This is a genomic window from Paraburkholderia bengalensis (assembly GCF_037126505.1).
Lineage (GTDB): Bacteria > Pseudomonadota > Gammaproteobacteria > Burkholderiales > Burkholderiaceae > Paraburkholderia > Paraburkholderia bengalensis.
The window spans coordinates 189,443-215,689 of sequence record NZ_JACFYJ010000002.1 but is presented as its reverse complement, the minus strand read 5'-3'; the positions used below and the strand labels follow the sequence as shown (position 1 = coordinate 215,689).

Sequence of the window (26,247 nt, the reverse complement as noted above, 5' to 3'; positions counted from 1 at the left end):
CTCGCGATTGTCTGAACCACGGGCCGCGTGAAGAGCGGCAAACCTAAGAAACTCTGCACATGCAGTCTGTGCAACACATCTGAAGCGTTGATCGCCTGCGACTGCCCTGCAAGGCGCGCGCCCGTCCGCCCCGGGGCAATGCTGTCGCGATTACGCCCGACAGGCGCTTTAATCAGCAGCGGGCACGACGGGCACTGCCGGACCGCACAAACGGTGCCGTCCCGACGTACCCTCCCGCCGCATGCCTCAAACAAGGCGCGCGGAACGCCCTGGCAGCGTTACTGCCCTCCTTCGCGAACCGTCAAGGAATTCTTCACGGACGTCACACCCGACACGCCCTTCGCGATCGACGCAGCCTTGTCGATCTCCGACGGATCGGTGACGCTTCCAGTGAGCGTAACGGCGCCGCCCTTGGCGAGCACGTTGATGCCCACGGTATCGACGCCGCCCTTCGACAGCGCAGTCAGCACTTTCCTGCTCAATGCCCGGTTTGCCTTCCTGACGGTCTTCTTCGACGGAGTTTGCGTTGCCGACGCTCCGGCAGTCGCGTCGCTGGCCTGCGGCCATGCGTTGACGGAAACGACGACGAGAATCAAGGCAGTGCATGCCAGTTTGAGTGTTTTGATTGCGTTCATTGCCTGCTCCAGTGTTGTTGAACTAACGGAAACTCCTTTCGGAAACACGACGCGCCGCGGTCCGCCGCGCAAACGCACGCCGACGATCTCCTGCTCTTGCGCCCGGTTCCTTGCCGATGCATCGCCCGCCAGCCGGACTCATACCCGGCGTCCCTACGCAAACGCAGCCCGCGAAACATGCGGCCACTCGGGTCCGCTCGGGGTCCACTCGGGGTCCACTCGGGGTCCATTTGAGGTCCATCGGGGTCAACAGGATCCTCAGTATCCGACTTTGACGGCAAAGTTGCAGCGCAGCGCCGGCAACCGCGCATGTTCTCGCAAAAATATGACGAACCGTCGTTCGTGTCGGACGCGATCTTGCCAAGCGGATGCCGATCTCGCGATACAGCGTCCGACCCGCGCGGGACGCGACAAATGCACAGCAAATCTGGCCACATCGGCACCTTCCCGGGATCGACGGGGGCTACTCTCGATCAAGGTCGTGCATTACGCATACACCGTCCCACTCTTTGAACGAGACACGCCCATGAGGCCCATGAATACGGTGCGGCTGCGACTTCGCCCCGTCGTTCCCGCCGACCATCCCACCGTGCTGCGGATATTGAAGGAGGCGACGGCCGAACAGGCCGCCAGTCAGGGGCTCATCGACGACGTCGTGCAATTCGGCCGGGAAGACCTGATCCTGAAAGACGCGATGCTGGTATGCGCCGACGATGAGCCGATCGGCATTCTCAGCGTGGACAAACGGCCGGGCGACTGGCGCTTGAGAGCGCTGAAGATCGAAGCCGGGTATCGGCGCAAGGGCTTCGGCACGCTGCTGCTGCTCGCCATCCTGGACGAGGCGCAGGCAGCCCGCGTCAGCGTCTCCGTGATTCTCGAACATGGCAATGCCGCGATACGGCTGTTTCAGCGACAAGGATTCGAAATCCTCACCAAAACGGCGACCGAGGTTCTGCTCAAGCGGCGCGTATCGCCGAAAAAATAGACGACGTCATGCCAGATGTTTTGCGCATGCGAAAAAGAGGGGGAAACAACCGCACGGCGGCCGGTTGACCGCACCGCGTATCGCCAGACATGGCGTGCTTCCCCTCCGAGGACGCAACCAACAAAAGTGCATCCTGGCCTGCCGATCAGGATGCACGACACTTCAACGATTACTGCAGCAGCTTCAGCACCTGCTGCGGCATCGAGTTCGCTTGTGCCAGAACCGAGATACCCGCTTGTTGCAGAACCTGAGCCTTCGACAGGTTCGCCGTTTCCGTCGCGAAGTCTGCGTCGGTGATCTGCGATTCGGCGGCGCTCATGTTCGTGGCTTCCGTTTGCGTCGTCGAAATCGCTGCCTGGAACGTGTTCTGCGTTGCGCCGAGCGTTGCCTGGAAGGTATTGACGCTCGTCAGAACCGTGTCGATCTGGCTCATCGCGGCTTGTGCGCCCGACGCCGTTGCAACCGTCAGGCCGCTGATGCCCAAGCTGTTCGAATCCCACGATTGCGTGCCGAAGTTAGCGGTGATTTCCTGGCCATTGAACGCACCGATCTGGAAGTTGACCGTGCCGGCGCCGTTCAGCACGGCCTGGCCGTTGAACGTCGTCTGTTGTGCAACGCGCGTGATTTCCGTCAGACGCGTCGACACTTCCGACTGGAGGTTAGCCAGTGCGTTCGAGTCGAGCGAGCCGTCGCCTGCTTCCACAGCCAGCTGGCGGATACGTTGCAGGTTGTCGACGATCGATTGGAGCGCCCCGTTCGTGGTTTGCACCATCGAGATGCCGTTGTTGGCATTGGCGGCACCTTGCGTCAGCGCGTTGATCGACGCCGTTTGCGACGTCGCGATGGCGAGGCCCGCGGCATCGTCGGCTGCCGTGTTGATGCGCTTGCCGGACGACAGACGGTTGATTGCCTGCGAGAGCGCGCTTTGCGAGCCTTGCAGGTTGTTCTGCGCCGTCAGCGACATGATGTTCGTATTGATGTTAAGCATTCGAACCCCCTTCGAATTTGGATCAAGATCGACATGGGCGGCATGACGAATGATTTGAAATCCCCGCTACGCCGCTTGAGGGGGTTTACGACCTCTCAAGATATTAATTTAGATTGTCATCCGAAATGGATTTCCGGATTGCGGGTGAAAACGGCGTGCGTGAAGCCAGCAACGGATCGCCGTATCTATATGATTTTTATAGTTAAATACAGTTAAAAACAATTTCTTTCGATTTAATTCTGGTCAATTACGATTCATATCGCAAAAACATCGTTATTACGAGTAATTACGTAAGACTTATTACGCGATGAAAGAAAAAATCGGTAACGCGTAGTTAATGCTGACACAGCAATAACTTTTGCTGACAGATTTTTTGCCATCGGCGGCCCGAACCTTTCGATGCGGTAAGTCATGTTGCGGGCGTAACACGATTGCGCGTAGCGCGAAAAAAGAGTTCGACGGACCCACATCGGACAGCAGAAAGGGGCAGATACCCCGCCGATTCACGCGTCCCCACTCAACGGTCTTCTTCCCGCAGCGCCCTTAATCTTCCCGGTCTGGTTGCCTAGACTGGTTTCCAAGGCGCTGCGGGCAAGGCTCCGCAGCAGGAAACGGACTCAGAACGGACTCAGGAGCACATCATGAAATCGCTGACTCGCACAATCGTCATCGCAGCCGCACTTGCCATCCCCGCCGTGTCGTTCGCGCAGACGGACAGCCCTGCGAACGCACAGGCCACGCAAGGCGTCGCGGCAACCAGCTACGGCGGCACGGCCGACGGCTCGGGCGCGGCAGGCGCATCGACGCAAGGCAACGCGCGCCATCACCTGTTCGGTTTTGCACATCGCAACGGCAACCGCAGCCAATCCAGCGACACCTGTGTGGGGCCCGTCAGCTACTGCGACATCTTCTTCGGTAGCTAGTCGCCGCGTGCAGTTGGTCTGCGCCCTGGCGCGCGCCGCCGGGATACGGCCAGGTTGCAGCGACGCTGCGCTCATCGCGACGCATCCCGCGATTGCGCTGCGCTCAAAAACGATAGTTGACGGAGGCGAGCATGTTCAGCTCGCTTCTACGCTCGGTGACAGGGCTCGCAGCCGCATAGTGCTGCAGACGCCCAAAGGTCATCGCGACGGACGCCACGCAATGCTTCGAAAAGTCGTGGCTGACGTAGCCGTTCAGATGGACGTCGCGGATGCCCGCGCCGACGTCGTAGGCAGGCAGTCCGGACGCGGCGCTTTGCCGGCTTGAAACGCCGAAGAAGGTGCGCGTGTACAGCGCGTCCGCCCACGTGAAGCCCGGGCCCGCAGAGAAGAGCCATCCGCCCGCGGGCACCGACGCATAGAGATCGCTGACGACGGTCTTGCCCTGTCCGTGTCCGGCGATGTCCTGATACATCGCAACGGAACCGGTGAACATCCACACCGAGTAGTCGGCGAAGAGCTTCAGCTTCGGCCCGCCGTCCACGTCGCCGAGTCCGTGCAGATGCGGATCATCCTTTTCGTGGCGCGACTGGAAGTCGAAGCTCAGGGCCGCGCCGACGTGATAGTCGTCGGCGCGTAAGACGTTCAGGCCGAGCACGTCGGGGCCTTGAGAAAAGACACGCTCGTCGTAGGAGATGTCGAGCGCCGGATACGGAAACACACGCAGCTCGCGCGCGCCCGGATACAGCGGCGTGACGACCACGCCCGGCCCGAGCGCGATCTTCCATTTGCTGGCCGGCTGCGGCGTCGCGGAGGTGTCGACGGGAGCGGAAGTCTCGATGTTATCGGCGGCTTGCGCGCCGTGCGCGTGGGCCGTCAACGCGAGCACGACTGCGAGTCCCGCAGTGAGTCTGGCAGCGAATCCCTCACCAAGCCGCGCTGCCGCAACATGACGCAGCCTCATCGTCATGCGCCGCTCTTGCCGACGGCCGCGAGTTGCCGCCGACGGCGCGCCAGCGCTTTCGACACGACAGGCTTGCCGCCCGCGTCGCCGTCGCGGCTCGCCGTTTCGCTCTCGCGCAGGAACAGCGCCGTCTCTCGCGCGACGATCTCGCGCTCGTTGTCGGATGTGATCATGTGATACGAATCGTCGAGCCAGATGGTGCGCAAAAACGTCGAACCGATTGTCGACGCGACGAGGCGCGGGTTGCGCGGGCTCGACGTTTCGTCGTCGATCGAATGAACGATCAGGCAGTCGTTGCGGATCGCGCGCACTTGCGAGCGCACGCTCGCGGCCAGCCGGCTCGCTTCGTGGAGCGCGGGAAGCGAGATTGTCGACGGACCGATTTCGCTGAAGTCGTCGCGCTCCATCGCGCGCGCGATCTTGGCGCGCAACGCCTCGTTGCGCAGCCCGTACGGCTGCGACTCGCGATAGCGGTATCGCGAGCGCAACGGCGAGTAGTAAGCCCAGTCGGGCAGGAAGCGATACCAGGGAATCGCCCAGCCATCGTAGGCGAGCGTGAGCGACAGCAGCGCCAGGGCCTGCGCCTGCGGCCGCCGATGCACAAGCGCGAGCGCCAGCGCCGCGCCGATCGACAGCCCGCACACCGACACGCGTTCGTAGCGCTGCGCGAGCGCGTCGAATTGCTCCGTGGCGGCGTCGACCCATCGTTCCATCGATTGCTCGCGCGAGCCCGCGCTATAGCCGTCGAGCATCGGCGCGCTGGTCGTGAAGCCTTCGTCGTTGAGAAAGCGCGCGAGATAGCGCAATTCGAGCGGCGAACTCGACAGACCGTGCAGCATCAGCACGGCGTGTCCGTCGCCCTGGTTGAAGATCGCTTTGGTCGGGATTGTCATATGCGGGTCTTTCATCACTCGCCGATACGCAGCACGAGAAAATCGCCCGCATGTGTCGTGAAGCGCTCGCAGACGCAGTCGACCAGCTGCGCTGCCCCCGCGCCTTGCGCGCCCGCCACGCCGCCTGCCGGCATCGCGGCGGTTGCGTCGCCCTCGCGCAGACGCACGCGGTGCGGGCCGGCCCACAACGCGTTCGACAGCCGCCGGATGTCGTCGGGCTCGACGTCGTCGAAGCGCGGACCGGGCGCAATGGCGCAAAGCGGGGACGCCGCCGACGGACCGTCCGCCGCCTCGCCGTGCGCGCGCGCCGCCGTGCGGCCGTTGCCCCCGGGCGTGCGTTCCAGCGCCTGAATCATCACGAACGACTTGTGATACTGCGAGAGATGGCGCAGCAGCCTGTGCGTTTCATCGACGGCGCGGCGCGCCAGCATGCGTTCGTTGTCGTGGCGCAGCAGCATTTCGTAGCGCGACTGCGCCACCGATGCGATCAGCTCCGCGCGAAACTGCGCCCGGCGCAGCCGCTCGACCAGCGTGATCACCACGAGCGCGACGAGGGGATACGAGACGACGAACAGCACGTCGGAGCGATTGATGACGCCGAGCGCCGCGTAAGGCGGCACGAACAGGTAATCGGCGATGCACAGGCCCGCCAGCATGACGCTCAGCGCGGGCGCGAGGCCGAAGTAATACTCGATCAGCACGGCTGCGATGCTAAAGGCGGTGCCCGGCATCACGGGACCGAGCAGCGGGTGCAACAGCAGACGCACGCCGCTCGCGATGCATACGGCGGCCACTGCGGCAATCCATCGCCGCGGCCCGCGAGGCGCCCAGCGACGGGCATTTTGGACTTCCATGATTTTTTGTTTTTGCCGGACGACCGGACGGCTTCAAAAGGGCCACACGGCCAGAGGGTGACGGATCATGCCTGGATCAATGGCAAAACCGCGCAAACGGCCCGCACGATAGCACATGTAATTCCTAGTAATAGTTAGGACTTTTCTGTGTTTTGGCGCGGATGAGACACTGACGCGCATATCTTACGTACGCTAACGTTTGCGCGAAATTTGCATCTCAAGGTTCACGCGCGGTCGCCGATAACGCTTGCATGAACGAGAACGAACGTCACAAGCTGGCCCCGGACGATCCGATGTGGGCGGTCGCGCAAGCCGTCGAAGGCAGCGTCCGCGCCATCCGCCGGGCGCGCGGAAAACTGAACCCGGAAGACTGCACGCCGGGCAGCGTCGAATACGAAGCCGTCACGATGGAATTCCTCGACGACTGCATCCGCTCGCTGGGCGGCGATCCCGACGTGGAAGACGACGCGGATTCGGGCATCGGCGCGATGGGCTGAACGCTTTCCGGCTGCGCGTGCCCGGCACGTGCCCCCCACCGCCCCATCGGCGCTTGCGGCCGACGCCCGCTGGATGGCGCGCCAAATACAAGAACCGTGCCCTGTCGGTCTTGCCCGACAGACCCGATCCGACCTGCGTCGGATGGCAAGAAAACAAACCATACGACGCATCGCGCTGCCCGGTCAGCCGATACTGCGCGCCCTTCGCTCCGCACCCACCCTCCCGGCAATAACGCCGTCGCGGTCGGCTGACTTGCGCCCGGCGACTGTCAAGTTCTCATCTACATGACCGTTAACACAGCCGCAGCAACGTCCTGCGGCCGTCACTCTCGCGCCCCGGCCGCAGGCCACGACATCGCAGCTCTCTTTAGAAAATAGAAAACGAAAACCATGCAACTCAAAAACTTGCCCGTACGAACGGGCTTTATCGCGGTTCTCGCACTGTTTGGCATGCTTGTCCTGGTCACCGCGTTGCTGGGCATCTATTCGCTGACGCGCAATAACGCGCTGTCGGAAGAGATCAGCACGCTCAACACGGAAACCGTGGACCTGAAGGACGTCTACATCAACAACCTGAAAGCGCGCAGCGCGCTTAGCCGCGCCTTCATCGCGCTGTCGTCGAACCCCGCCGACAAGGATGCTGCCGTCGCGGCGGCGACGGGCTACTACAACCTCGCGAAGAAGGCCTTCACCGCGTTCGAAGGCATCCCGAAGGAAACCTCTGCCCAGCAGGACGCGGCAAAGCGCGTATCCGACACTTTCCATGCGCACGCCAGCGCCATCGACCAGCTGTTTGCCGCGATCGCCTCAGGCGACGTCAAGGCCTACGCGGCCACCAACGAAGGTCCGATGACGCAGACGAGCGCCGCGTTCGGCAAGTCGGCCGACGCGTTCTTCGCAGTGGCCGGCGACGAGTCGGCGCAACTCGAAGACCAGAAAGCGCACGCAAAATCGCTGTTGTCGGGCATCGCGATCGGCATGCTCGCGCTGTCGGCCGTCCTGATCCTGCTGGTCTATCACGCGCTCAATCGCGCCGTCGTGCTGCCGCTCAAGGAAGCCATGCGCGTGCTCGAGCACGTCGCGCGCGGCGACCTGACGGTCGCGATCCATCACGAGTCCACCAACGAGATCGGCAAGCTGTTCGAGTCGATGAAGGCAATGAAGGGCAGCCTCGCGGGCATCGTGCATGCCGTGTCGGGCGGCACCGACACCATCGCGACGGGCGTGCATCAGATGGCAAGCGGCAACACCGATCTGTCGCAGCGCACGGAAGAGCAGGCGGCCGCATTGCAGGAGACGGCGTCGTCGATGGAGCAGCTCACGAACACGGTGCGCCAGAACGCCGACAACGCCAAACAGGCCACGCAGCTCGTGATGAGCACGGCGCAGATCACGGAGCAAGGCAATCGCGCCGCGAAGGAAGTCGTGGCGACGATGCAGGGGCTCTCCGACCTGTCGGGCAAGATCGCCGACATCACCAACGTGATCGAAGGCATCGCGTTTCAGACCAACATTCTTTCGCTGAACGCGGCCGTCGAAGCGGCCCGCGCCGGCGACGAAGGCCGCGGCTTCGCGGTTGTGGCGAGCGAAGTCCGATCGCTCGCGCAGCGCAGCGCGAGCGCCGCGAAGGAGATCAAGGAGCGCATCACCGATTCGCTCGGCCGCGTCGAAGCGGGCGCACAGCAGGTCGAACGCGCGAGCCAGGTGATGGCCGAGATTCTCACTTCCGTGAACCGGGTCAGCGATCTGATGGGCGAGATCGCGGCTGCATCGGAAGAACAATCGGAAGGCATCGAGCAGGTGAACCGCGCGATCACGCAGATGGACCAGGTCACGCAACAAAACGCGGCGCTCGTGGAACAGGCTTCGGCGGCCGCGCTCGCGCTCGAAGAGCAGACGGGCGCGTTGAAGAACGCTGTGTCGGTGTTCCGGGTCGAGCGGGCGCTGGCTTTCGCCTGAGCGCTTTCGGCTACTACAAGCCTCGAACCCGCGCGTCGCCGGATGCGACCGCTTGCCGATCGCACGGCGGCACGGCTTCGAGAAAGCCGCGCCCCATCTCCCGCTCGAAGCGCGACGCGTTGCCTTCCCAGATGATGCGCGCATGTTCGAGCACGTAGACGCGGTCCGCATGCGGCAACGCGAACCTCACGTTCTGCTCCCCGAGCAGCACGGTGATCGGCGTGGATTTCTGCATCAGGTCCAGCGCCTTCGACAACTGTTCGAGAATCACGGGTGCAAGACCGAGCGTCGGTTCGTCGAGAATCAGCAGCTTGGGCTGCGTCATCAGCGCGCGCGCAATCGCAAGCATCTGCTGTTCGCCGCCCGACAACGTGCGCGCCGTCTGGCCCTGGCGCGACTTGAGAATCGGAAAGAGATCGAAGAGCCACGCCAGCTGGTCCGCGCGCGCCTTGTCGGCGAGATGATAGCCGCCCAGGTCGAGGTTCTCGCGCACCGTCATGTCGCCGAACAGCTCGCGCGTTTCCGGGCATTGCACGACGCCCGAGCGCGCGATCGCCGCGCCGCTCATGCCCTTCAGGTCCTGTCCGTGAAAGCGGATGGTCCCCGTGTAGCGCACGAGGCCCGAAATCGCGTTGAACAATGTCGTCTTGCCCGCGCCGTTCAATCCGACCACCGAAACGAATTCGCCTTCGCGCACCTGCAGGCTGACCTGATCGAGCGCGCAGGCCTTGTCGTACAGCACGCCCACGCCGGACACATCGAGGATGACGGGCTTCGCCCCGGCATCGGCGGCACTGCGCTCGCGCACTTCCAGCGCGCCGCCCAGGTAGACGCGCCGCACCGTCTCGTTGCGCATCACGTCTTCGGCCGTGCCTTCGGCGATGTGCTCGCCGAGGTACATCGCAAGCACGCGATCGGCGAGCGCGGCGAGACTCTTGACGTTGTGATCGACCAGCAGCACCGCGCGGCCCTCCGCGCGAAAGCCGCGAATCAGCTCGGAAAAAGCCCCCGACTCCGCCACCGTCAGCCCCGCAAACGGCTCGTCGACCAGCACGACCTTCGGGTCGCGCGCAATCGCCTTGGCCATTTCCATGCGGCGCAGGTCGGCGAACGGCAGCGTCGCGGGATGCCGGTGCATCACCGCGCCCAGGCCGACGCGAACGGCGATCTCGCGCGCGCGTCGATCGACATGCGGCTCGGCGGCGAGCTTCACGAGCGAGTCCGGCAGCAGCGCGAGCTTGATGTGTTCGAGCACCGTCTGCCGATGCAGCGGACGCGAATGCTGGAACACGATGCCCACGCCAGCCCGCGCGATCTTGTGCGGCGCCCAGCCTGCCATCTCGACGCCGCCCACCTTGATCGACCCCGCGTTAGGCCGCTCGATGCCCATGATCAGCTTCATCACCGTCGACTTGCCCGAACCATTCGGGCCGATCAGACCGAGAATTTCGCCGGGCCGGATCTCGAAACCGATGTCCTTGACGGCGACGAGACCGCCGAAGCGCTTGGTGAGTCCGTGCACGGACAGAAGCGGCGTATCGTTCATTCGCGCTCCCTCACGCGCAGCACATTGCCGAGCAGGCCGTCCGGAAAGAACAGGATCACGGCAAGCGCGACAGCCGCGACGACGAACGTGTTGATCTGCCCGAGCGGACGCAGAAACTCGCCCGCCACGATCAGGAAAATCGAGCCGAGCACGGCGCCCAGGATCGTGCGGCGTCCGCCCAGCACGGCCGCGATGATGATCTGCACGCCGACGCCGAGATCGACCACCGTGCTGACGGAAGCCGTCCCCTGATAGAACACCAGCATCGCACCCGCCACGCCCGAGAAAACCGCGCTGATGCAAAAGGCCGCGAGCTTGTGCCGCGTCACGTTGAAACCGAGCGCCTGCGCGCCGATGGCGTCCTGGCCGCTCGCCTGCAGGATCAGCCCGATCGCCGAGCGCGACAGGCCGAACAGCAGAATCGCGCAGACGATCAGGAACGCGAGCGCGATCCAGAAGTTATGACCCGCATCGACCGACATCACGTCCGGCACCATCATGCCGATCTCGCCGCCCGTCACGCCCGCGAAAATCACGATGGCGTTCTGCAGCAGCAGCACGGCAACCAGCGTGACGAGCCCGAAATAGGGGCCGCGCAAGCGCAGCGCCGGCACGGCGAGCAGCAGCCCGCCAACCAGCGCGACGAGCCCGCCCGCGATCACGCAAACGGGCACGGGCGCGCCCCATTTCGCATCGAGAATAGCGGCTGCGTACGCGCCGAGCCCGATCAGGAAGGTCGGACCGAAGTTGACCTCGCCCGCGAAGCCGAACAGCAGATCCCACGACATCGCGAACACGCCGAAATAGAACGCCACCGTCAGCACGCCGAGAATGTAGCCCGACAGCCACAGCGGCAACGTCGCCGCAATCGCGGCGAGCGCGACGGCAACCCAGACGGAACGCGAGCGAAGAAGGGTCATGTCGAAGCGCTCCGTTATCGCCGGCCAAGAAAGCCCTGCGGCCTGACGTACACGACGAGCACGAGGAGCAGCAGCGCGGGCAGCGGCCGCAGCGTCGGCGCGACGAGATAGGCAGTGATGGTCTCCAGATAGCCGACCACGTACGCCGCCATCAACGAGCCGGACACGCTGCCGAGTCCGCCGAGCACCACGATCGAAAACGCGCTCGCCGTGAGTTGGCCCGTGTTGTTCGTGCTGACGCCGAGAAACGATGCGAGCAGCACGCCCGCGATGCCCGCCAGCACGCCGTAGATGGTCCACGCGAGCAAATAGATATGCGACAGCTCGAAGCCGAGCAGCGTCAGCCCGCGCGGGTTCATCGACGCGGCGAGCAGCGCCTTGCCCGCCCGCGTGCGGTTCACGAACAGCCACAGCAGGCCGATCACGGCCCAGCAGACCACGGCGATCATGATTTCGTTGTACGGCACGCGCACGCCCGCGAAGCTCACGACGCCGCTGATCAGCGGACGCATCGTCACGGGGTTGTCGGTGAAAAGCCAGGCCATGCCCTGCTGGATCATGATGCCCCACAGCAGCGTGCCCGTGAGCACGAAGATTTCCTTCTCTTCGCCGGGAATCGCGGACGAGCGCTGGATTGGCCGCACCACCATCAGATAGGTGATATAGGCCGTCACGAGGCCCGCGAGCACGCCCAGCAGCGTGCCGAGCCAGGTGCCGAGACCCGCCTCGCCTGCGAGCAGCCAGCCGAGCAGCGCCGCCACCAGCATCACGCCGCCGTGCGCGAGATTCAGAATGCCGGACACGCCGAAAATCAGCGTGAAGCCGATCGCGCCCAATGCGTAGAGCGAGCTGATCGCAAAGCCATCGACGAGTATCTGCAGTGGCAGCATGCACGGCCCTTCATGTCGAATGGAACGTCGATGCAAAGACTGCGCGGACCTTCTTCAAGCGCGTGTCCGCCCAGTCGTGATCCGTGCTCGCGGCTAACCGCACGGGAGCACGGGGCATCGGTTGCGCGGCTAGTTCGCGGCCGCCTGCTGCACCTTCACGAAGGCCGGGAACTTGACCTTGCCGTTCGCCACGGACTTCGGCCAGATCGCCACCTGCTTGCCGTCCTGCCATTGCAGGTTGATGCCCGTGATATAGCCCTGCCCGTACTTCAGCGCATGCGTGAACGTGTCGTTCTTGCCGTAGAACTGCCAGCGTCCGATCGTGCCCACGTAGTCCGTCTTTTCGAGCGCGTCGACCATCTGGTCGGGATCGGTCGAGCCTTTGTTGCGCCTGATCGCATCGGCGAGGATGTAGACGAGGTCATAGCTCGTGAAGCCGCAGTACGCTGGCGATACGCCGAACTTCTTCTGGTACGCCTCCGTGAAGGGCACGGTTTTTTGCGTCACCGCGATGCCCGGCGCCGCGGCCGATGCCGTGATCACGCCTTCCGTTGCGCCGTTCGTGTCCTTCCAGAAGCTCGTCGTGGTGGCCTGCGAGCTTTGGCCCGTGAGCGGAATCGGCACCTGCTGCGCGTGCCATTGCACGGTCGGCTGCACGCCGACGTGGCTGATGCCCGTCGTGATCGTATCCGGATGCTTCGCCTCGATCTGGTTGAAGATCGGCGTGAAGTCGGTCGTATCGGGATTGAAGCGGATGTGGTCGAGCACCTGAAGACCCGCTTTCGGCAGGCATTCCAGATAGCGTTCGTCGAGCGGCTTGGTCCACGCGGCGTCCTCGCTCATCACGACGGTCGTCTTCATTTTGAACTGGCCGACGAGAATATCGTGCGAGAAGTCGCAGATCGACTGCGCGATGAATGCCGACGTCATCCAGCCGTGGAAGGTGTACTTGTAGTGATCGTAGTCGTCGTGGACGTGCTTCGAAATGTCGTTGCTCGCCGCGCCGGGCGTGATGAACGGCATCTTCAGACGTCCCGACCACGGCTCCATCGCGAGCGCCACTTCGCTGATATAGCTGCCGATCACGGCGACCACCTTGTCCTGGTTCGCGGCGCGCTGAAACGCGCGCACACCGTCCGAGGCCGACGAGTGGTCGTCATACGCGATGATCTGGATGGGCCGGCCGTCCACGCCGCCGTTGGCGTTGATTTCGTCCGCGGCGAGTTGCGCGGCCTTGCTAATGGATGCGCCCGCGACCGCGGACTCCTCGCTGATGACGCCGATCTTGATCGGCTCCCCTGCCGCATGGGCCCCAGCCGCGAAGCCGAGCCCTGTTGCCACCGTGCCTGCCGCGACGACGCGAGACAGGGTCCGCCACGTTCTGCTATCCGACATGATGCATCTCCGATTCTGTACGATCGTTGAGCGACATCTGCCCGCTACATTGCAGATCTGAAGGGTGCGCGCACAACAATATCACCTGTTTTCAGGCACTACATCGGTACTTACGATTACGGGAACGTCGCGGTTTGCATGATGCAAAGCGGCAAAACGCGCGGCGGATGCGTGGCGGATTGCGCTCACGCCCGGTTTGCGCTGCGCTGGGGAAATCACGCATGCGGGCAGGCACTTCGTTTGCGCGCGAGCTTTCTTCGAGCGTTATTTCGAGCGTTCGGTCGTCGATCTAGCTGCCCGCCTTCGTCACGCGCCAGATGGCATTGCCGACGTCGTCCGCGATGACGAGCGCGCCGTCGCGATCCTGCGCCAACCCAACGGGCGCGCCATGCAGCTGCTTCTGATCGTCGGAAGTGAAGCCCGTGACAACCGGTTTCGGTTCGCCGACGGGCTTGCCGTTTTCGAACGCGACATATGCGACGGCATAGCCGCTCAGCGGCGAACGATCCCAGCTGCCATGCTCGCCGATGAACGCGCCGCCCCGATACTGCGGAGGCAGATTGGTGCCCGTGTAGAACATCAGCCCGAGCGGCGCAACATGCGAACCGATCGCATAGTCAGGCTTGATCGCCTTCGCGACGAGATCGGGACGCTGCGGTTTGACCCGGCTGTCGACATGCTGGCCATAGTAGCTATACGGCCAGCCATAGAACGCGTTCTCCTGCACGGACGTCAGATAGTCAGGCACGAGGTCGGCGCCGATTTCGTCGCGCTCGTTCGCGATTGCCCACAAGCGTCCCGTTTTCGGCTCCCACTGCAGCCCGGTCGGATTACGGATTCCAGCCGCGTAGATGCGGCTGCCGCCCGTTGCGATGTCCACTTCGAGCACGTCCGCGCGGCGGTATTCGACTTCCAGCCCGTTCTCGCCGACATTGCTGTTCGAGCCGACGCCGACATACAGCTTCTTGCCGTCGGGACTCGCGAGGAGCGCCTTGGTCCAGTGATGGTTGAGCGTGTCGGGAAGATCGGTCAGCTCGACGCCCGGCCCCGCGATGCGCGTCTCGCCCGTCTTGTACGGAAACTTGAGGATCGCGTCGGTATCGGCGACATACAGCGTGTCGCCGACCAGCTGCATGCCGAACGGCGAATGCAGATGGTCGATGAACACATGACGGTCCCATTGCCCGCTGCCGTCGGCGCGCTTGCGCAGCAGCGTAATGCGATTCGCGCCGTCTGCCTTCTTGCCCGAGCGCTCTTCGATCAGGCCCGCGATCAGCTGCTTCGGCGTGGTGACGGCCTCTTCGTTCGGGCTGTTCGATTCCGCGACGAGAATGTCGCCGTTCGGCAGCACATACACCTGGCGCGGATGCACGAGACCCGACGCGATCTTCTCGATCTTCAGCCCGTCCGCTACTTTCGGCGTCTGGCCGTCCTTCCACGCGACGTACTTCGGCACCTGCATCGGCGGCGCGAAGAAATTGCGGGCGCGCGGCAGCGGCGGATTGTCGCCCGCCTGGTGCTCGGCATCGTATCTCGCATGTTCGTTGCAGCCGCTCGCCATCGCGGCAACGGCAAGTGCAAGGATGCTGCTCAAGATGGACCTATTCACGAGGCGCCTCCCTCAGGACGAATTTGTCGGAGGCGAGCGCGAACTGCCCGACGCTCAGCAACGCCACCGTGACGGCCGACAGGATCACGTTCAGCGGCACCATCGCATACGCATCGCGACTGTGGACAAACGCGTTGACGATCGCCGCCACGATGCCGATCAGATTCAGCCAGAAGGCGATCCGTTCGCGGCGCGTCGACTTGTAGCGCGACGGCAGCCACACATGGAAGAGATTGATCAGGCGCGGAATGATCGCGAAGAACAGCCCCGTCGTGACAAGCCATGCAGCGGCCTTTCCCCAGAACACATTGCCCGTGTTCGCATAGGTAATGTCGAAAATGAGCGTGCCGACGAACAGGCCGTACGGAATGGGATTGAACAGATCGAAGACGGTGGTGGCGAATCGCGACCGATAGTAAGGGTAAGGGGAACTCGAACTCATCGACATGCTCCTCTGCAGGATTGAGGTGCAACGGCCGCCTGAAGCTTCGAATCGACACGGTCCGTTCGTCCGTGTCTCTGCATCGCACGTGCCCGCATCATTCAACAAGCTGACATCGATACAGCGGCGCATCGCGTGACGGCTCTGCGCGGTGGGCATGGCTTCTGCTGACCAGTCAGTTGGCCAATGCGCATGATGGGAGTCGACAAATGATGCGATTTGCGTGTATGACAGTCGCCGTCGCGGTTCTCGCGCTCGGCCCCGCCGCGTGCAAGAAAGCACACCACGCAGGCAACGACAGCATGAGCGTAGGCAGGAGCGGCATCGTCTCGGCCATCGAGCCGTCGGGCATGACGTCGAAGGCGCGTTTGCCGACAGCGGTGCCAGGCGGCGTGAGCAGATAGCCGGTGCCGCGTCATGTCGTGTGGAAAACCAAGGCCGGCTCGATGCGCGAACACTTGCCCATCCAGCCGGCCCGTCCATCACGTTGCGTTGCGCGGCTTACCAGTGATAGTTCATGCCTGCGAATACCTGGCGTCCATAGCCGAACGCGCACCAGCTACCGTAGTAGCAGGAGGCAACGTATTCCTTGTTGAACAGGTTCTGCGCGTTCACGTAAAGCTCGGCGCCCTTCAACTGCGGTGCAGCGCGGCCGAGGTCATAGCGCAGCGTCGCATCGACGAGGAAAAAGCTCTGCACCTTGAACGTGTTGTCGCTGCTATAGGTCGTGCCCGTGTAGCGGCCGCCTGCGCCCATCGACAGTCCCGCCAGCGGACCGCGGTCGATCGTGTAATACGCCCACAATGAAGCCTGATTCTGCGGAATGCCCGCCAGATACTTGCCTTCGAGACCACTGTTGTCCTTCGTGTAGACGGTGTCCAGATACGTGTAGCTCGCGGCGACGTTCAACGAATTCGTCAAGCTGACCTTGGCTTCGAGTTCGACCCCGCGCGATCTCGCTTCGCCTGCCTGCGACTGGAAGTTCGGATTCGACGCATCCGTCGTCAGCAGGTTTTCGCGCGTCAGACTGAATAGCGCCGCCGTGAACAGCGCGTCGTAGCCTTTCGGCTGGAACTTCACACCGACTTCATATTGATGGCCGCGCTCGGGATCGAATGCCTTGCCGTTGATGTCGGTGCCCGCCTGCGGCGTGAACGACTGCGTATAGCTGACATACGGCGCGATGCCGTTGCTGAACACATAGGTAAGTCCCGCGCGCCCCGTGAACGCGCGGTCGAACTGGCTCGACGACGTATCGAAAGTGGTGTTGCGCGTCTCGCTGCTGGCCCAGTCCTCGCGCCCGCCGAGCGTCAGGATCACATTGCCGAAACGCGCCTGATCCTGCGCATAGACGCCGTATTGCGTCCCGCTCAGAATCTGATGGTAGCGGTCGGGCGGTGTGATGGTCTGGTTGTAGACGGGCGCGAAGATGTCGAGCGACGGCGCCGTGCCGAAGCCCGCGTCGAAGTTGCTCGCGTAGTGCTGGTAATCGAAGCCGACCAGCAGCGTATGGTCGATCGGACCTGTCCTGAAGTTGCCTTCCACCTGATTGTCGATCGCAAAGGTGTTCAGGTTATCCGCCGATGCCGCCGTGCCGCGGTCGAGCGTGCGCAGGTCGGCTTCGAGCGCGGAGCCGTAGACGCTCTTGTAATCCTGCGCGAGATGCAGAAAGCGGGCATTCGAGCGGAACGACCACGCATTGGTGAGACGCCGCTCGAACTTGTAGCCGATCGATTCCTGCACGCGATTGAAGCTCTCGAAGCTCGGGTCGCCGTCGTAGAAGTTGCTGGGCAGCTTGCCGTTCGGGTTGAACAGCACAGTGCCTTGCGGCGGCACACTGCCGTACGACGTGCTGCGCGGATCATGCTGATAGAGACCGAACAGCGTCAGCGACGTCTTGCTGTCCGGTCGCCACGTGAACGTCGGCGCAAATGCGATCCGCTCGTTCTTCGTCTGGCTCACCTGGCCGTCCTCGGTGCGCGCGATGCCCGTCACGCGAAACAGATAGCGGTCGTCGCCTGCGACGGGGCCCGACAGGTCGAACTTGCCCTGCACATGGCCGTAGTTGCCGAATTCGACGCCGACTTCGTGCAGCGGCTGCACCGTCGGCATCTTGCTTTCCATGTCGAGCAGGCCGCCCGCGGCCGCCTGGCCGTACAGCACCGACACCGGCCCCTTCACCACTTCGACGCGATCCATCATGTACGGATCGAGCTGCGGCGTGCCGTACCAGTTATTGCCGATCAGCTTGAGGCCATTCCAGTAGGTGTCGGCGTCGAAACCGCGCACTTTGAGCTGGTCGTAACGCGTCGCGACAGCGCCGCGCGTCTCGGGCGTCACGCCCGACGTGTAGCGCACGACTGCGTTCAGATTCTGCGCGTTCTGCTGGTCCATCTGCGCGCGCGTGATGACGGACACCGACTGCGGCGTCTCGAGAATCGGCGTGCCCGATTTGGTCGCCGACGAGTTCCATTCGGCGACATAGGCGTGGGTCGGCCCGTACGGTTCGTCGCTGTCGGTTTGGGCCGTCACGCTGACGGCGGGCAGCGTGCCTTCTTGCTGGACGTCGGCCGGGGCGCCAGCGGAGGCGCCGGGCCGCGCATCGGTGGACTGTGCCCCCGCGTGCAGGGTCGCCAACGCGAGCAGCACCGCTATCGTGATCGGCCGCAGCACGGTCGAAAGTGTCTTGCGTGATTTCATTGGTCTTTTGCCGGATTTTTTGTAAATGCGAATCATTGTTATTTGCGATGCGCATTGTGCCGCTTCGTTCTGCGTTTGTAAAGTTCGCGTGTGAGGTTCGGAAACCCGCGTCGATGCAGGCGATGCTGAACTCGCCGGCATGGTTCGATGCAGGGTGGTCAGGCACACTTCGCGTCCGCCACCAAGCTGGCGTTTGCGCGCCACGCCAGCGCTGGCGACAACGCGGCCTTGCGCGTCTCGTTGCGCGAGAAACGGCTAGTATGGGTCTCTTGTTTCAGTTCTCTGCGCCAGCGCATTGCGCCGGGCAAGCGCCCCCGCGAGAACGCCGCCACTCAACGGACCAGACGACTCCTCACCATGATCTTCGTCATCGTCAAAGTCATAGCGGCCGTCGTGCTGCTTTTTGTCATTCTGGCGCTCGAAGTCGTCGTCGCAATCGGGCTCGATCTCTCGCTCCGACGGCTGCGCGATCGCAAGCGCGCCGGCGCGGCCAAAGCAAGCACCGCATAGCTCATCTTCTTCTCATAGTCGTCGCGTCAAGAGGTGCCTTTCGACAGGAGGCAACGATGAAGGGCATTGGCGGAATCGATCACGTCGCGATCACGGCCAACGATCTGACGTCGGCGTGCGCGTTCTATGACAGCCTGTTCGGCGCGCAAGTGGTCGCGCGCAGCACAGCGTCGGCGAAACCGTGCTGGTGCGTCAGATCGCGCTTGGCGGCGCCGTGTTGAGCATTCACCAGCGAGGCAATGGCGTGAATCTGGTCGCGGCCCGTCCGACGCCGGGCGCCGCCGATATCTGCTTTCGCTGGAACGGCACGATCGACGAGGCCGTCGCGCTGCTCGCGTCGAGAAACATCGCCGTGCTGGAGGGCCCGACGCCGCGCAGAACCGCCGACGGGCGGCCCGGGCATTCGATATTCTTTCGTGATCCGGACGGCAATCTTCTGGAATTGATGGCGGCGGATTGAACCGTCGCCGCGTCGATGGCGACGCGGCTTCCCAGCTATGTATCAAGGAAGCCGCGATGCGCGAATCAGCTCGTCAGAAGGTTTCGCCGATCATCTCTTCCGTCTTGCGCCACAGTGCGTCGGCGTTGGCGGGATCGAGCGCGTATCGGCGGACGCCTTCGCTCACGGGCGTAATGACCACGTCGTCGGCGACGATCTCGCTCACGTGGCAGTTCTCGCAGTAGCGGCCGCCGAACTCATCGGCCGATGCGACGACTGCCGTCCACACCGATGTCGCCGCGCCTTGCGGGACGGTCTTGAACTCGAACGGCGCCTTGCCCTCGGACGCCAGCTGGGTGTTGATCGTCTCCAGCAGCCCCGTCATCTGCCCCTCGTCCATGTGACGCCCCAACTCGGTGTGAATCCCGCCGGGATGAACGGCCGCCGCGCGCACGCCGCGCGCCCGATGCCGCCTGTCGAACCCGAGCGCGAACAGCACGTTGGCCGTCTTCGCGCGCCCGTATGCGACGAACGGGTCGTAAGGCGTTCGCTCGAAGTTGGGATCGTCGAGATCCACGTTCGAAAACCGATGCCCCGACGACGCCAGCATCACCACGCGGCCGCCCGGGGGCAGCAGCGACGCGAGCCGGTTCACCAGCACGAAGTGCCCGATGTGGTTCGTGCCGAACTGCGTTTCAAATCCATCGGCCGTCTTGCCGAACGGCGTTGCCATCACGCCGGCATTGGCGATGATGACGTCGAGCGGCTTGCGCTGCGCCTGCAGCGCGTCGGCGCACGCGCGCACGCTATCGAGGCTCGCGAGATCGAGCGAAACCAACTCGATGCTGCCGCCCGCCGACGCCGCCTCGCGCCGCGCGTCCGCGATGGCGCGCGACGCCTTGTCCAGATCCCGCGCCGCGCCGATCACGCTCGCGCCCCGCGCGGCAAGCGAGCGCGCCGTCTCGACGCCGAGCCCCGCCGACACGCCCGTCACGAGAATCCGCTTGCCGCCCAGATCGACGCCCGCCAGTACGTCGTCCGTCGTCGAAGTTGCACCAAAGTTCTGAGCCATTCACTTTCTCCGCTTGCTGTAAGGTTGACGCTTCGCTCCGTCCGGGATAAAACGGAGCCTCCATCCGCTTTTACATACTAACCGGAGTCTCCCTCCGCTTGCAAGCATCAAAATCATGACTCATTCGACGCCGAAAGAACGCAAACCCAGAGCCGACGCGCTGCGCAACCGCGAGCGCATCCTCGACGAAGCCAAGAAGGCGTTCACGCGGGCAGGCGGCGACATCAGCCTGGAGGACGTCGCGCGTCAGGCGGGCGTCGGCCCCGGCACGCTGTATCGGCACTTCCCGACGCGCGATGCGCTGCTCGAAAGCGTGTATCGGGCCGAGGTGGAAAAGCTCGCGAACGAAGAACGCCGGCTCGCCGATTCGATGCCGGCGCCCGAAGCGCTGCGCGCGTGGATGCTGCTGTTCGTCGACTACATCGCGACGAAGAAGATCATTGCGCCGGCGTTGAACTCGATCGTGGGCGGACCAAGCCAACTGTTCGAATCGTCGGGTGCGCAAATCAAGGAGGCGATCCAGTCGCTCGTCGCGCGTGCGATCGAAAGCGGCGACGTTCGCGCCGACCTCGACCCGCTGGATCTGCTGCGCGCGCTCGTGGGCGTGTCGAACGTCGCGTCCGCGCCCGACTGGCAGCAGAGCGCGAGGCGCCTGGTCGATATTCTTCTGGTGGGCTCGCGCCCGCCGGAGTGAAAGGGCGTCAGGCTTTCCGCTCGCGCTGAATGGTGGGCATCGCGCGTGCATGCACGCCGCATCGCGAAACGAAAAAAGCCTCCCAGAAAGGCGGCAAATCAAGACCTGAAGAAAACGTTTCAGACGGCGCACGGGCTGGAAACGATGACGCATGCCCGCCGACATGACGTACTGGCTCCTGCTCATCGACGCAAGCGCAACGCCGTTCATTTGCGTCAGATTCGTGCGCGTCTGAAGCATCATCGTATTGATTAGCACCCCATATTTATTTGTCTTTTCGCCACCCACAACAATTGCGCTTTATCCATGGCTCGCCAACGAACAGCGCCCGCCATTGATGTTCCCGATGCAACACCGTGCTCCCCTTTGCGAGGCTTCTGCACGCGAGCGCATGCCTCTACGATTCATCCTGCGCAACCGAGCCGCGAATGTTTCGCGCGCCGTGCAGCACGCAAGCAAGCCGCAACCACCGACAATAATCCGGATGACGACACTACGCCCACCGCCGCTCACGTTACTCGACAGGTATCACGGACAAGAACCGCGCACGCTCTATTCGACGACGGTCACCGTCACGGGCGGCGACGCACGTCATGGCCGCGCGTCGGGCGCGGCGCGTTCCGACGACGGACAACTTGCCGTCGAGTTGCGCTTGCCGACATCACTAGGCGGCCCCGGCGGCGGCACCAATCCGGAGCAGTTGTTCGCCGCCGGCTATGCAGCGTGCTTTCACGGCGCGCTGAGCCTGTTGGCCGCACGCGCTGCCATTCCCATCGCGGGTGCTCGCGTCGATGTCACCGTCGACTTCAGCCGCGACCCGATGGATGGTCTGTTCGTCCTGAGCGCGCGCACGCTCGTGCATTTGCCGGGCGTTCATCGCGCGGTGGGCGAAGAACTCGTGCGCAACACGGAGCGGTTCTGCCCGTACACCAAGATGGCGCGGCAGGGCATCGTGAACATCGTCGCGCTTGCCGCGCCACGCGATACGGGCGAATCCTGACGCGAATCGCCGTCTTGTAGAGAGGTTGGTTATGAAGCGAATCGATCCCTGGATGCAGATTGTCAGCGGGTTGCACGAGCGTGCGCCGTACGCTGCACCGCCGAGTCCGATGCCCGTCGCGCAACGGCCGCGCAAACGGCGCCACGCGATGACAGGCGCAATGACAGGCACGATCGCGCGAGCGATGGCCAACGCCACCTCCATCCGCCGCATCGAATGGCAGACCACCTGCACGATCCTCGTGACATGGAGCGATTCCACGCTCGGCCACTATGAAGACCAGACATGGCGCGAGGGCTTTGCGCGCACAGCGGGAGTTTGCGGGCTCACGGGCGTGCCGGTGCGTCGCGGCGATCCGGTCTTCAGGCCGCTTCATCGCGGCAGCACATTGCCCGCCAACGCGCTCGACATGATTCTCGCTGACCCGCTGCGGGCCCAGCGCTACTCGCTCAATTGAAAACGAAGTACCACAATGAGGACCATGAAGATGTCGAAGCAAGACGAACAAAAACAGAATGTCACCCGCCGGAATCTGCTGATCGGCAGCGCCGCTGCCGCCGGCGGCCTCGCTGCATCGCTGATACCCGGCACCGCGCAGCCAGCCGCATCATCGCGCGCCGCGAAGACGGGCGGCGTGCGCACTGCGAGCTACATCACCGCGAAAGACGGCACGCAGCTCTACTACAAGGACTGGGGCGGCGGGCGACCCGTCGTGTTCTGTCACGGCTGGCCGCTCAGTTCGGATAGCTGGGAATCGCAGATGATGCTAGTGGCGTCGCACGGCTTTCGCGCCGTCGCCCATGACCGCCGCGGCCACGGACGATCGAGCCAGCCGTGGAACGGCAACGAGATGGACACCTACGCCGACGACCTCGCCACAGTGTTCGACACGCTCGGCCTGAAGGATGCCGTTCTCGTCGGATTTTCGACGGGCGGCGGAGAAGTCGCGCGCTATCTCGGCCGCCACGGCACGCGCCGCGTGTCCAAAGTCGTGCTGGTATCCGCCGTGCCGCCGTTGATGCTGAAAACGCCCGCGAATCCGGGTGGCCTGCCCATCGATGTATTCGACGGACTACGCGCGGCGCAACTGGCCAACCGTTCCCAGTTCTATCGCGACGTGCCGTCGGGCCCGTTCTATGGCTTCAATCGGCCGGGCGCGAAGCCGTCGCAGGGTTTGATCGATTCATGGTGGATGCAAGGCATGCAGGGCGGCCACAAGAACACCTACGATTCGATCAAGGCGTTCTCCGAAACCGACTTCACCGAAGACCTGAAGAAGATCGACGTCCCCACGCTGATCATCCATGGCGACGATGACCAGATCGTACCCGTCGACGCCGCGGGCCGTGCGTCGGCAAAGCTGATCCGCAATTCAACGCTTGTGGTGTATCCGGGCGCGCCGCATGGCCTGACGGACACGCATAAGGATCAATTCAACGCGGACCTGCTCAAGTTCATTCAGAGCTGACATCACGCAGGCTTCGAGACGCAAGGGCAAGCATCTCAATGCTTGCCCTTTTTATCAAGCAGCGCTTGCACGCCTCATGTCGTGCTTCGCCTTCAGACTTCATCCACGCCGATCAGCTGGATCTGACGCTCATACGCCGTGGCGCCTTGTTTCCTTGCAGCACGTAGCGCGTCGCGCAAGCACGAAACGCTCGCACGATGATCTCCTTCGAGACGTAAAGCAGCAGCCTTCGTGATGAGCACTTGAGGGAGATGCAACGCGTCGCCGTTCGCCACGATTTCGACGATCGTTTCGTCGCATATCAGCGTGGCACGCCGCGCATCGCCGATGAAGCAAAGCGCCATCGCCAGTGCGTTCCTGAATATCGAAGCAGGCATCGTGTAGTCGCATGTCTTCATCCCGCCCAGGCAGGCTTCGAGCAACGCAATCGCCTCCCCCGCTCTTCCTTCGGCGAATGCGATCTGTCCGCGAATCCCCTGCGCCGCGTAGCGATAAGGCGTGAATCCATTCACCCTGACGAGGGTGTCCAACTCGTCGGCAATACGCGTGAGCCGCGTCCAGTTTCCCGTCCACGCAAACACTTCTCCCGCCCAGATGAGGGTGACACATTGCGTGGCCGGATGGCGAAGCCCACGCGCCTTTTCGATGGCGTCGTTAGCGGCATGCTCTGCGTCTTTCGAATGCCCGGTTAGCCAGAGATTTCTTGCTTTTCCGCTCAAGGCCCGCAAATACAGATTGATGCCGAGCCCGCAAGGTACGAGCGCATAGCCTTCATGTGCGGCGTTGGACTCGACGACAGCGTCCCAAAGCCTCGACGAAGACGCAATGTCGCCCATCATATGCAACGCTACGCCCTGCATCGAATAGACTGCCGACGCGTCGCGCCCTTGCGCCAGCATCCATTGCACGGCCTCTGTTGCGAAGGACAATGCGCCGCGAAAATCGCTGATCCGGTAAAGGTGCATGATCAGCCCGCACAGGAGCCGCTCGTGCCACGCGGCATCGCCCAACGACATCGCAATCGACAAGCCACGTTCGTGGGCGATCTGCACCTCGCGACTGTTGCTGCCCGTGAACATCAGCGCCTGGCCGTAAGAGGCGACCAGTTCCAGTTCGATCGGACTACCCCGCTCCCGGACGTCCAGTTTCGCCAGCGCGATCTCTGTCCATTTTCTAACCTCCCCGACCATCGATCTGCGCAACAGCAGCCGCGCATAAGACGCGACCAGCCTGCAGCCCGTGAGCACATCCTTCTCGCGCACCAGCGTCCATTCGAGGGCCGCGCGCACATTGCCGAAGTCGGCGGATTGCTTGTCACAGGCATCGTCCGCTACAGGTTCATCCAGCCATCTTGCCGCATAGAACGACGTATGGCGGGCACAAAACCGGTCCAGCTCGCCCGCTTCTTCCAGCTTCACGCGTACATAGGAGCGCGTCGTGTCGAGCAGGAAATAGCGGACCCCGGTGTCGTGCAGCCTGACGTCGAGAAGCGACTTGTTCGACAACTGGTTGATCGCTTCCATTACGTCGGCACGCTCGATGTCCTCGGCGGCCAGCACGCATACCGCCGCTTCGAGCGCGAAGCCGCCGACGAACACTGCAAGCCGCCTCAAACATAGCCGCTCGCGTTCCGTCAACAAGCCGTAGCTCCAGTCGAGCGTCGCTCTCAGTGTCTGATGCCGCGGCACGGCCGTGCGGCGACCGTGCCACATCAACCGGCTGTTGTTGTCGACCAGTTCGAGAATGCCTGCGAGGCCGAATGTTGGCAGTTGCCTCGCAGCGAGTTCAATTGCCAGCGCAATACCATCGAGTCCGCGGCACAGCCGTGCCACCGATTGCGCATTCTCGTCCGTCAATTCGAACCGGCAACCCGCTTGCACAACACGTTCGGCAAACAGCCTTACCGCAGAGTAGTTGAGTGCAGCGCGTCCGCTGAGCATTTCGCCAGGCGGCGGTACTTCGAGCGGCGGAAGACGGAACACATATTCTCCGTCGACATTCACGACTTCTCGCGAGGTCACCAGTATGGATATGCCGGCTGCACTCCGGTAGAGCACTTCCACGACCTGCGCCACGTCATCTATCAGATGCTCGCAGCAATCGAGTAGAACGAGCGTTCTCGTATGGCCGATCGCAGCGCACACTTCGCCGATCGACGCGGTTCCTTGTCCCTGGCGAAGCGCGGCGACGAGCGTCGCCGAGACGAGATCGGAATCCCGAATGACAGAGAGATCGATGCAGACGACCCTGCCGTCGAATTCTTCGCGCAAGCGTTCCACTACCGCATTCGCGACCGTCGTCTTGCCGATGCCGCCGGCGCCGACAATGCTTACGAAGCGGCGCTCGCCCAGTTGCCTGATGATCTGCTCGATCTCACGTTCGCGACCCACTATCGCGTCGCCGCCGCACTGCAGGAAGCCGCCGTGAAGACGCGCGCCGACGGGCACATCAGCAGAGCCGGAACCTGCCGGTGCGCCGCCACTCACCACCACTGTGGCGACGAAGGTATAGCCGCGCCCGGGCACATTCACGACGTAGCTGACACCAGGATCACCGTCGGACAACGCCTTGCGTAGCGTGACGAGATGAAAACGCAAACTCCCTTCTTCGACGACCGTATCGCGCCAAACCTCGGCGAGAAGGTCGCGCGTACTCAGAACCGAACCGGCCTGGCGCACGAGTGCAATGAGAATGTCGAGTGCGCGCCCGCCGAGTTTGACCTGCTTTCCGTGACAAACAAGCAGCCGTTTATCCGGAAACAGAAAGAACGGTCCGAACGAAAACCGCGTAGCGACTGGATGCGATACCGTCGGTCCGTATTTCGATAAGCTGGCAAACAAGTATCATCTCGCATGAAGTGATCGCTT

Annotated in this window: 26 protein-coding genes; 12 read left to right on the top strand and 14 right to left on the bottom strand. The window is 63.3% G+C overall.

Going from position 1 to position 26,247, the window contains the following annotated elements; genetic code table 11:
- Positions 1-278 precede the first annotated feature (278 nt).
- On the bottom strand, positions 279-635 hold the full coding sequence (locus tag H3V53_RS02555; protein WP_054922422.1) for a BON domain-containing protein: 357 nt from the start codon (positions 633-635) through the stop codon (positions 279-281).
- 526 nt (positions 636-1,161) lie between these two features.
- On the opposite strand from H3V53_RS02555, the gene H3V53_RS02550 reads away from it, so the two are divergent.
- Entirely contained in the window at positions 1,162-1,620 is a 459-nt protein-coding gene (locus H3V53_RS02550) for a GNAT family N-acetyltransferase (protein WP_336596571.1), read from the top strand.
- Between the two features lie 169 nt (positions 1,621-1,789).
- On the opposite strand, the gene H3V53_RS02545 is transcribed toward H3V53_RS02550, so the two are convergent.
- Positions 1,790-2,608 (bottom strand): flagellin domain-containing protein, encoded by an 819-nt coding sequence (locus H3V53_RS02545; protein ID WP_336596570.1) that lies wholly within the window; start codon positions 2,606-2,608, stop codon positions 1,790-1,792.
- A 641-nt stretch (positions 2,609-3,249) separates the two neighbouring features.
- Between H3V53_RS02545 and H3V53_RS02540 the strand changes: the two genes are divergently transcribed.
- Positions 3,250-3,531 carry a DUF2059 domain-containing protein gene (locus H3V53_RS02540; protein ID WP_336596569.1) on the top strand — a complete coding sequence of 94 codons (282 nt, stop codon included), beginning with the start codon at positions 3,250-3,252 and terminating at the stop codon, positions 3,529-3,531.
- Positions 3,532-3,634: 103 nt separating this feature from the next.
- On the opposite strand, the gene H3V53_RS02535 is transcribed toward H3V53_RS02540, so the two are convergent.
- The 3 genes from H3V53_RS02535 to H3V53_RS02525 are packed head-to-tail and all read right to left on the bottom strand — an operon-like array spanning position 3,635 to position 6,239.
- The gene (locus H3V53_RS02535) at positions 3,635-4,492 is read right to left on the bottom strand and encodes a MipA/OmpV family protein (protein WP_336596604.1); all 858 of its coding nucleotides are present in this window, start codon (positions 4,490-4,492) and stop codon (positions 3,635-3,637) included.
- A 2-nt stretch (positions 4,493-4,494) separates the two neighbouring features.
- Positions 4,495-5,385, bottom strand: coding sequence for an alpha/beta hydrolase (locus H3V53_RS02530; protein ID WP_336596568.1), 891 nt, complete (start codon positions 5,383-5,385; stop codon positions 4,495-4,497).
- 14 nt (positions 5,386-5,399) lie between these two features.
- Positions 5,400-6,239, bottom strand: coding sequence for a DUF4118 domain-containing protein (locus H3V53_RS02525; protein WP_336596567.1), 840 nt, complete (start codon positions 6,237-6,239; stop codon positions 5,400-5,402).
- 251 nt (positions 6,240-6,490) lie between these two features.
- Between H3V53_RS02525 and H3V53_RS02520 the strand changes: the two genes are divergently transcribed.
- Positions 6,491-6,736 carry a hypothetical protein gene (locus tag H3V53_RS02520; RefSeq protein WP_336596566.1) on the top strand — a complete coding sequence of 82 codons (246 nt, stop codon included), beginning with the start codon at positions 6,491-6,493 and terminating at the stop codon, positions 6,734-6,736.
- Between the two features lie 390 nt (positions 6,737-7,126).
- Positions 7,127-8,695, top strand: a complete 1,569-nt coding sequence (locus tag H3V53_RS02515) for a methyl-accepting chemotaxis protein (RefSeq protein WP_336596565.1) — start codon at positions 7,127-7,129, stop codon at positions 8,693-8,695.
- A 13-nt stretch (positions 8,696-8,708) separates the two neighbouring features.
- On the opposite strand, the gene H3V53_RS02510 is transcribed toward H3V53_RS02515, so the two are convergent.
- The 6 genes from H3V53_RS02510 to H3V53_RS02485 form a co-directional block, all read right to left on the bottom strand.
- Positions 8,709-10,241, bottom strand: coding sequence for an ATP-binding cassette domain-containing protein (locus tag H3V53_RS02510; RefSeq protein ID WP_336596564.1), 1,533 nt, complete (start codon positions 10,239-10,241; stop codon positions 8,709-8,711).
- Positions 10,238-11,161: a branched-chain amino acid ABC transporter permease gene (locus H3V53_RS02505; RefSeq protein ID WP_336596563.1), complete on the bottom strand. Its 924-nt coding sequence runs from the start codon at positions 11,159-11,161 to the stop codon at positions 10,238-10,240. The genes H3V53_RS02510 and H3V53_RS02505 overlap by 4 nt, the downstream gene beginning before the upstream one ends.
- A 14-nt stretch (positions 11,162-11,175) precedes the next feature.
- Positions 11,176-12,051 carry a branched-chain amino acid ABC transporter permease gene (locus H3V53_RS02500; RefSeq protein ID WP_336596562.1) on the bottom strand — a complete coding sequence of 292 codons (876 nt, stop codon included), beginning with the start codon at positions 12,049-12,051 and terminating at the stop codon, positions 11,176-11,178.
- A gap of 129 nt (positions 12,052-12,180) precedes the next feature.
- A complete protein-coding gene (locus tag H3V53_RS02495) occupies positions 12,181-13,446 on the bottom strand; it encodes an ABC transporter substrate-binding protein (protein WP_336596561.1) in 1,266 nt (421 codons plus the stop codon).
- 289 nt (positions 13,447-13,735) lie between these two features.
- Complete coding sequence (locus tag H3V53_RS02490) at positions 13,736-15,007, bottom strand: PQQ-dependent sugar dehydrogenase (RefSeq protein ID WP_419539403.1); 1,272 nt, start codon at positions 15,005-15,007, stop codon at positions 13,736-13,738.
- A gap of 40 nt (positions 15,008-15,047) precedes the next feature.
- Complete coding sequence (locus tag H3V53_RS02485) at positions 15,048-15,497, bottom strand: DUF2231 domain-containing protein (protein WP_336596559.1); 450 nt, start codon at positions 15,495-15,497, stop codon at positions 15,048-15,050.
- A 227-nt stretch (positions 15,498-15,724) separates the two neighbouring features.
- Between H3V53_RS02485 and H3V53_RS02480 the strand changes: the two genes are divergently transcribed.
- Positions 15,725-15,901, top strand: a complete 177-nt coding sequence (locus H3V53_RS02480) for a hypothetical protein (protein WP_336596558.1) — start codon at positions 15,725-15,727, stop codon at positions 15,899-15,901.
- 97 nt (positions 15,902-15,998) lie between these two features.
- On the opposite strand, the gene H3V53_RS02475 is transcribed toward H3V53_RS02480, so the two are convergent.
- Positions 15,999-18,197, bottom strand: a complete 2,199-nt coding sequence (locus tag H3V53_RS02475) for a TonB-dependent siderophore receptor (protein ID WP_336596557.1) — start codon at positions 18,195-18,197, stop codon at positions 15,999-16,001.
- Positions 18,198-18,344: 147 nt separating this feature from the next.
- Here H3V53_RS02475 and H3V53_RS02470 point away from each other — a divergent pair, with 147 nt between their 5' ends.
- The 3 genes from H3V53_RS02470 to H3V53_RS02460 are packed head-to-tail and all read left to right on the top strand — an operon-like array spanning position 18,345 to position 19,167.
- Positions 18,345-18,707, top strand: coding sequence for a hypothetical protein (locus H3V53_RS02470; RefSeq protein WP_336596556.1), 363 nt, complete (start codon positions 18,345-18,347; stop codon positions 18,705-18,707).
- Positions 18,708-18,763: 56 nt separating this feature from the next.
- Positions 18,764-18,928 carry a VOC family protein gene (locus tag H3V53_RS02465; protein WP_336596555.1) on the top strand — a complete coding sequence of 55 codons (165 nt, stop codon included), beginning with the start codon at positions 18,764-18,766 and terminating at the stop codon, positions 18,926-18,928.
- Positions 18,889-19,167 (top strand): VOC family protein, encoded by a 279-nt coding sequence (locus tag H3V53_RS02460; RefSeq protein WP_336596607.1) that lies wholly within the window; start codon positions 18,889-18,891, stop codon positions 19,165-19,167. The genes H3V53_RS02465 and H3V53_RS02460 overlap by 40 nt, the downstream gene beginning before the upstream one ends.
- Before the next feature lie 73 nt (positions 19,168-19,240).
- On the opposite strand, the gene H3V53_RS02455 is transcribed toward H3V53_RS02460, so the two are convergent.
- Positions 19,241-20,218, bottom strand: coding sequence for an SDR family NAD(P)-dependent oxidoreductase (locus H3V53_RS02455; RefSeq protein ID WP_336596554.1), 978 nt, complete (start codon positions 20,216-20,218; stop codon positions 19,241-19,243).
- A gap of 115 nt (positions 20,219-20,333) precedes the next feature.
- Between H3V53_RS02455 and H3V53_RS02450 the strand changes: the two genes are divergently transcribed.
- The 4 genes from H3V53_RS02450 (at position 20,334) to H3V53_RS02435 (ending at position 23,380) form a co-directional block, all read left to right on the top strand.
- The gene (locus H3V53_RS02450; RefSeq protein ID WP_336596553.1) at positions 20,334-20,912 is read left to right on the top strand and encodes a TetR/AcrR family transcriptional regulator; all 579 of its coding nucleotides are present in this window, start codon (positions 20,334-20,336) and stop codon (positions 20,910-20,912) included.
- 484 nt (positions 20,913-21,396) lie between these two features.
- Positions 21,397-21,912, top strand: coding sequence for an Ohr family peroxiredoxin (locus tag H3V53_RS02445; protein ID WP_336596552.1), 516 nt, complete (start codon positions 21,397-21,399; stop codon positions 21,910-21,912).
- Between the two features lie 31 nt (positions 21,913-21,943).
- Positions 21,944-22,369: a DUF3331 domain-containing protein gene (locus tag H3V53_RS02440; RefSeq protein ID WP_336596551.1), complete on the top strand. Its 426-nt coding sequence runs from the start codon at positions 21,944-21,946 to the stop codon at positions 22,367-22,369.
- A gap of 30 nt (positions 22,370-22,399) precedes the next feature.
- Complete coding sequence (locus H3V53_RS02435; protein WP_336596550.1) at positions 22,400-23,380, top strand: alpha/beta fold hydrolase; 981 nt, start codon at positions 22,400-22,402, stop codon at positions 23,378-23,380.
- 92 nt (positions 23,381-23,472) lie between these two features.
- Here the strand turns inward: H3V53_RS02435 and H3V53_RS02430 are convergent, their stop codons facing one another.
- The gene (locus tag H3V53_RS02430; RefSeq protein ID WP_336596549.1) at positions 23,473-26,220 is read right to left on the bottom strand and encodes an ATP-binding protein; all 2,748 of its coding nucleotides are present in this window, start codon (positions 26,218-26,220) and stop codon (positions 23,473-23,475) included.
- Positions 26,221-26,247 lie beyond the last annotated feature (27 nt).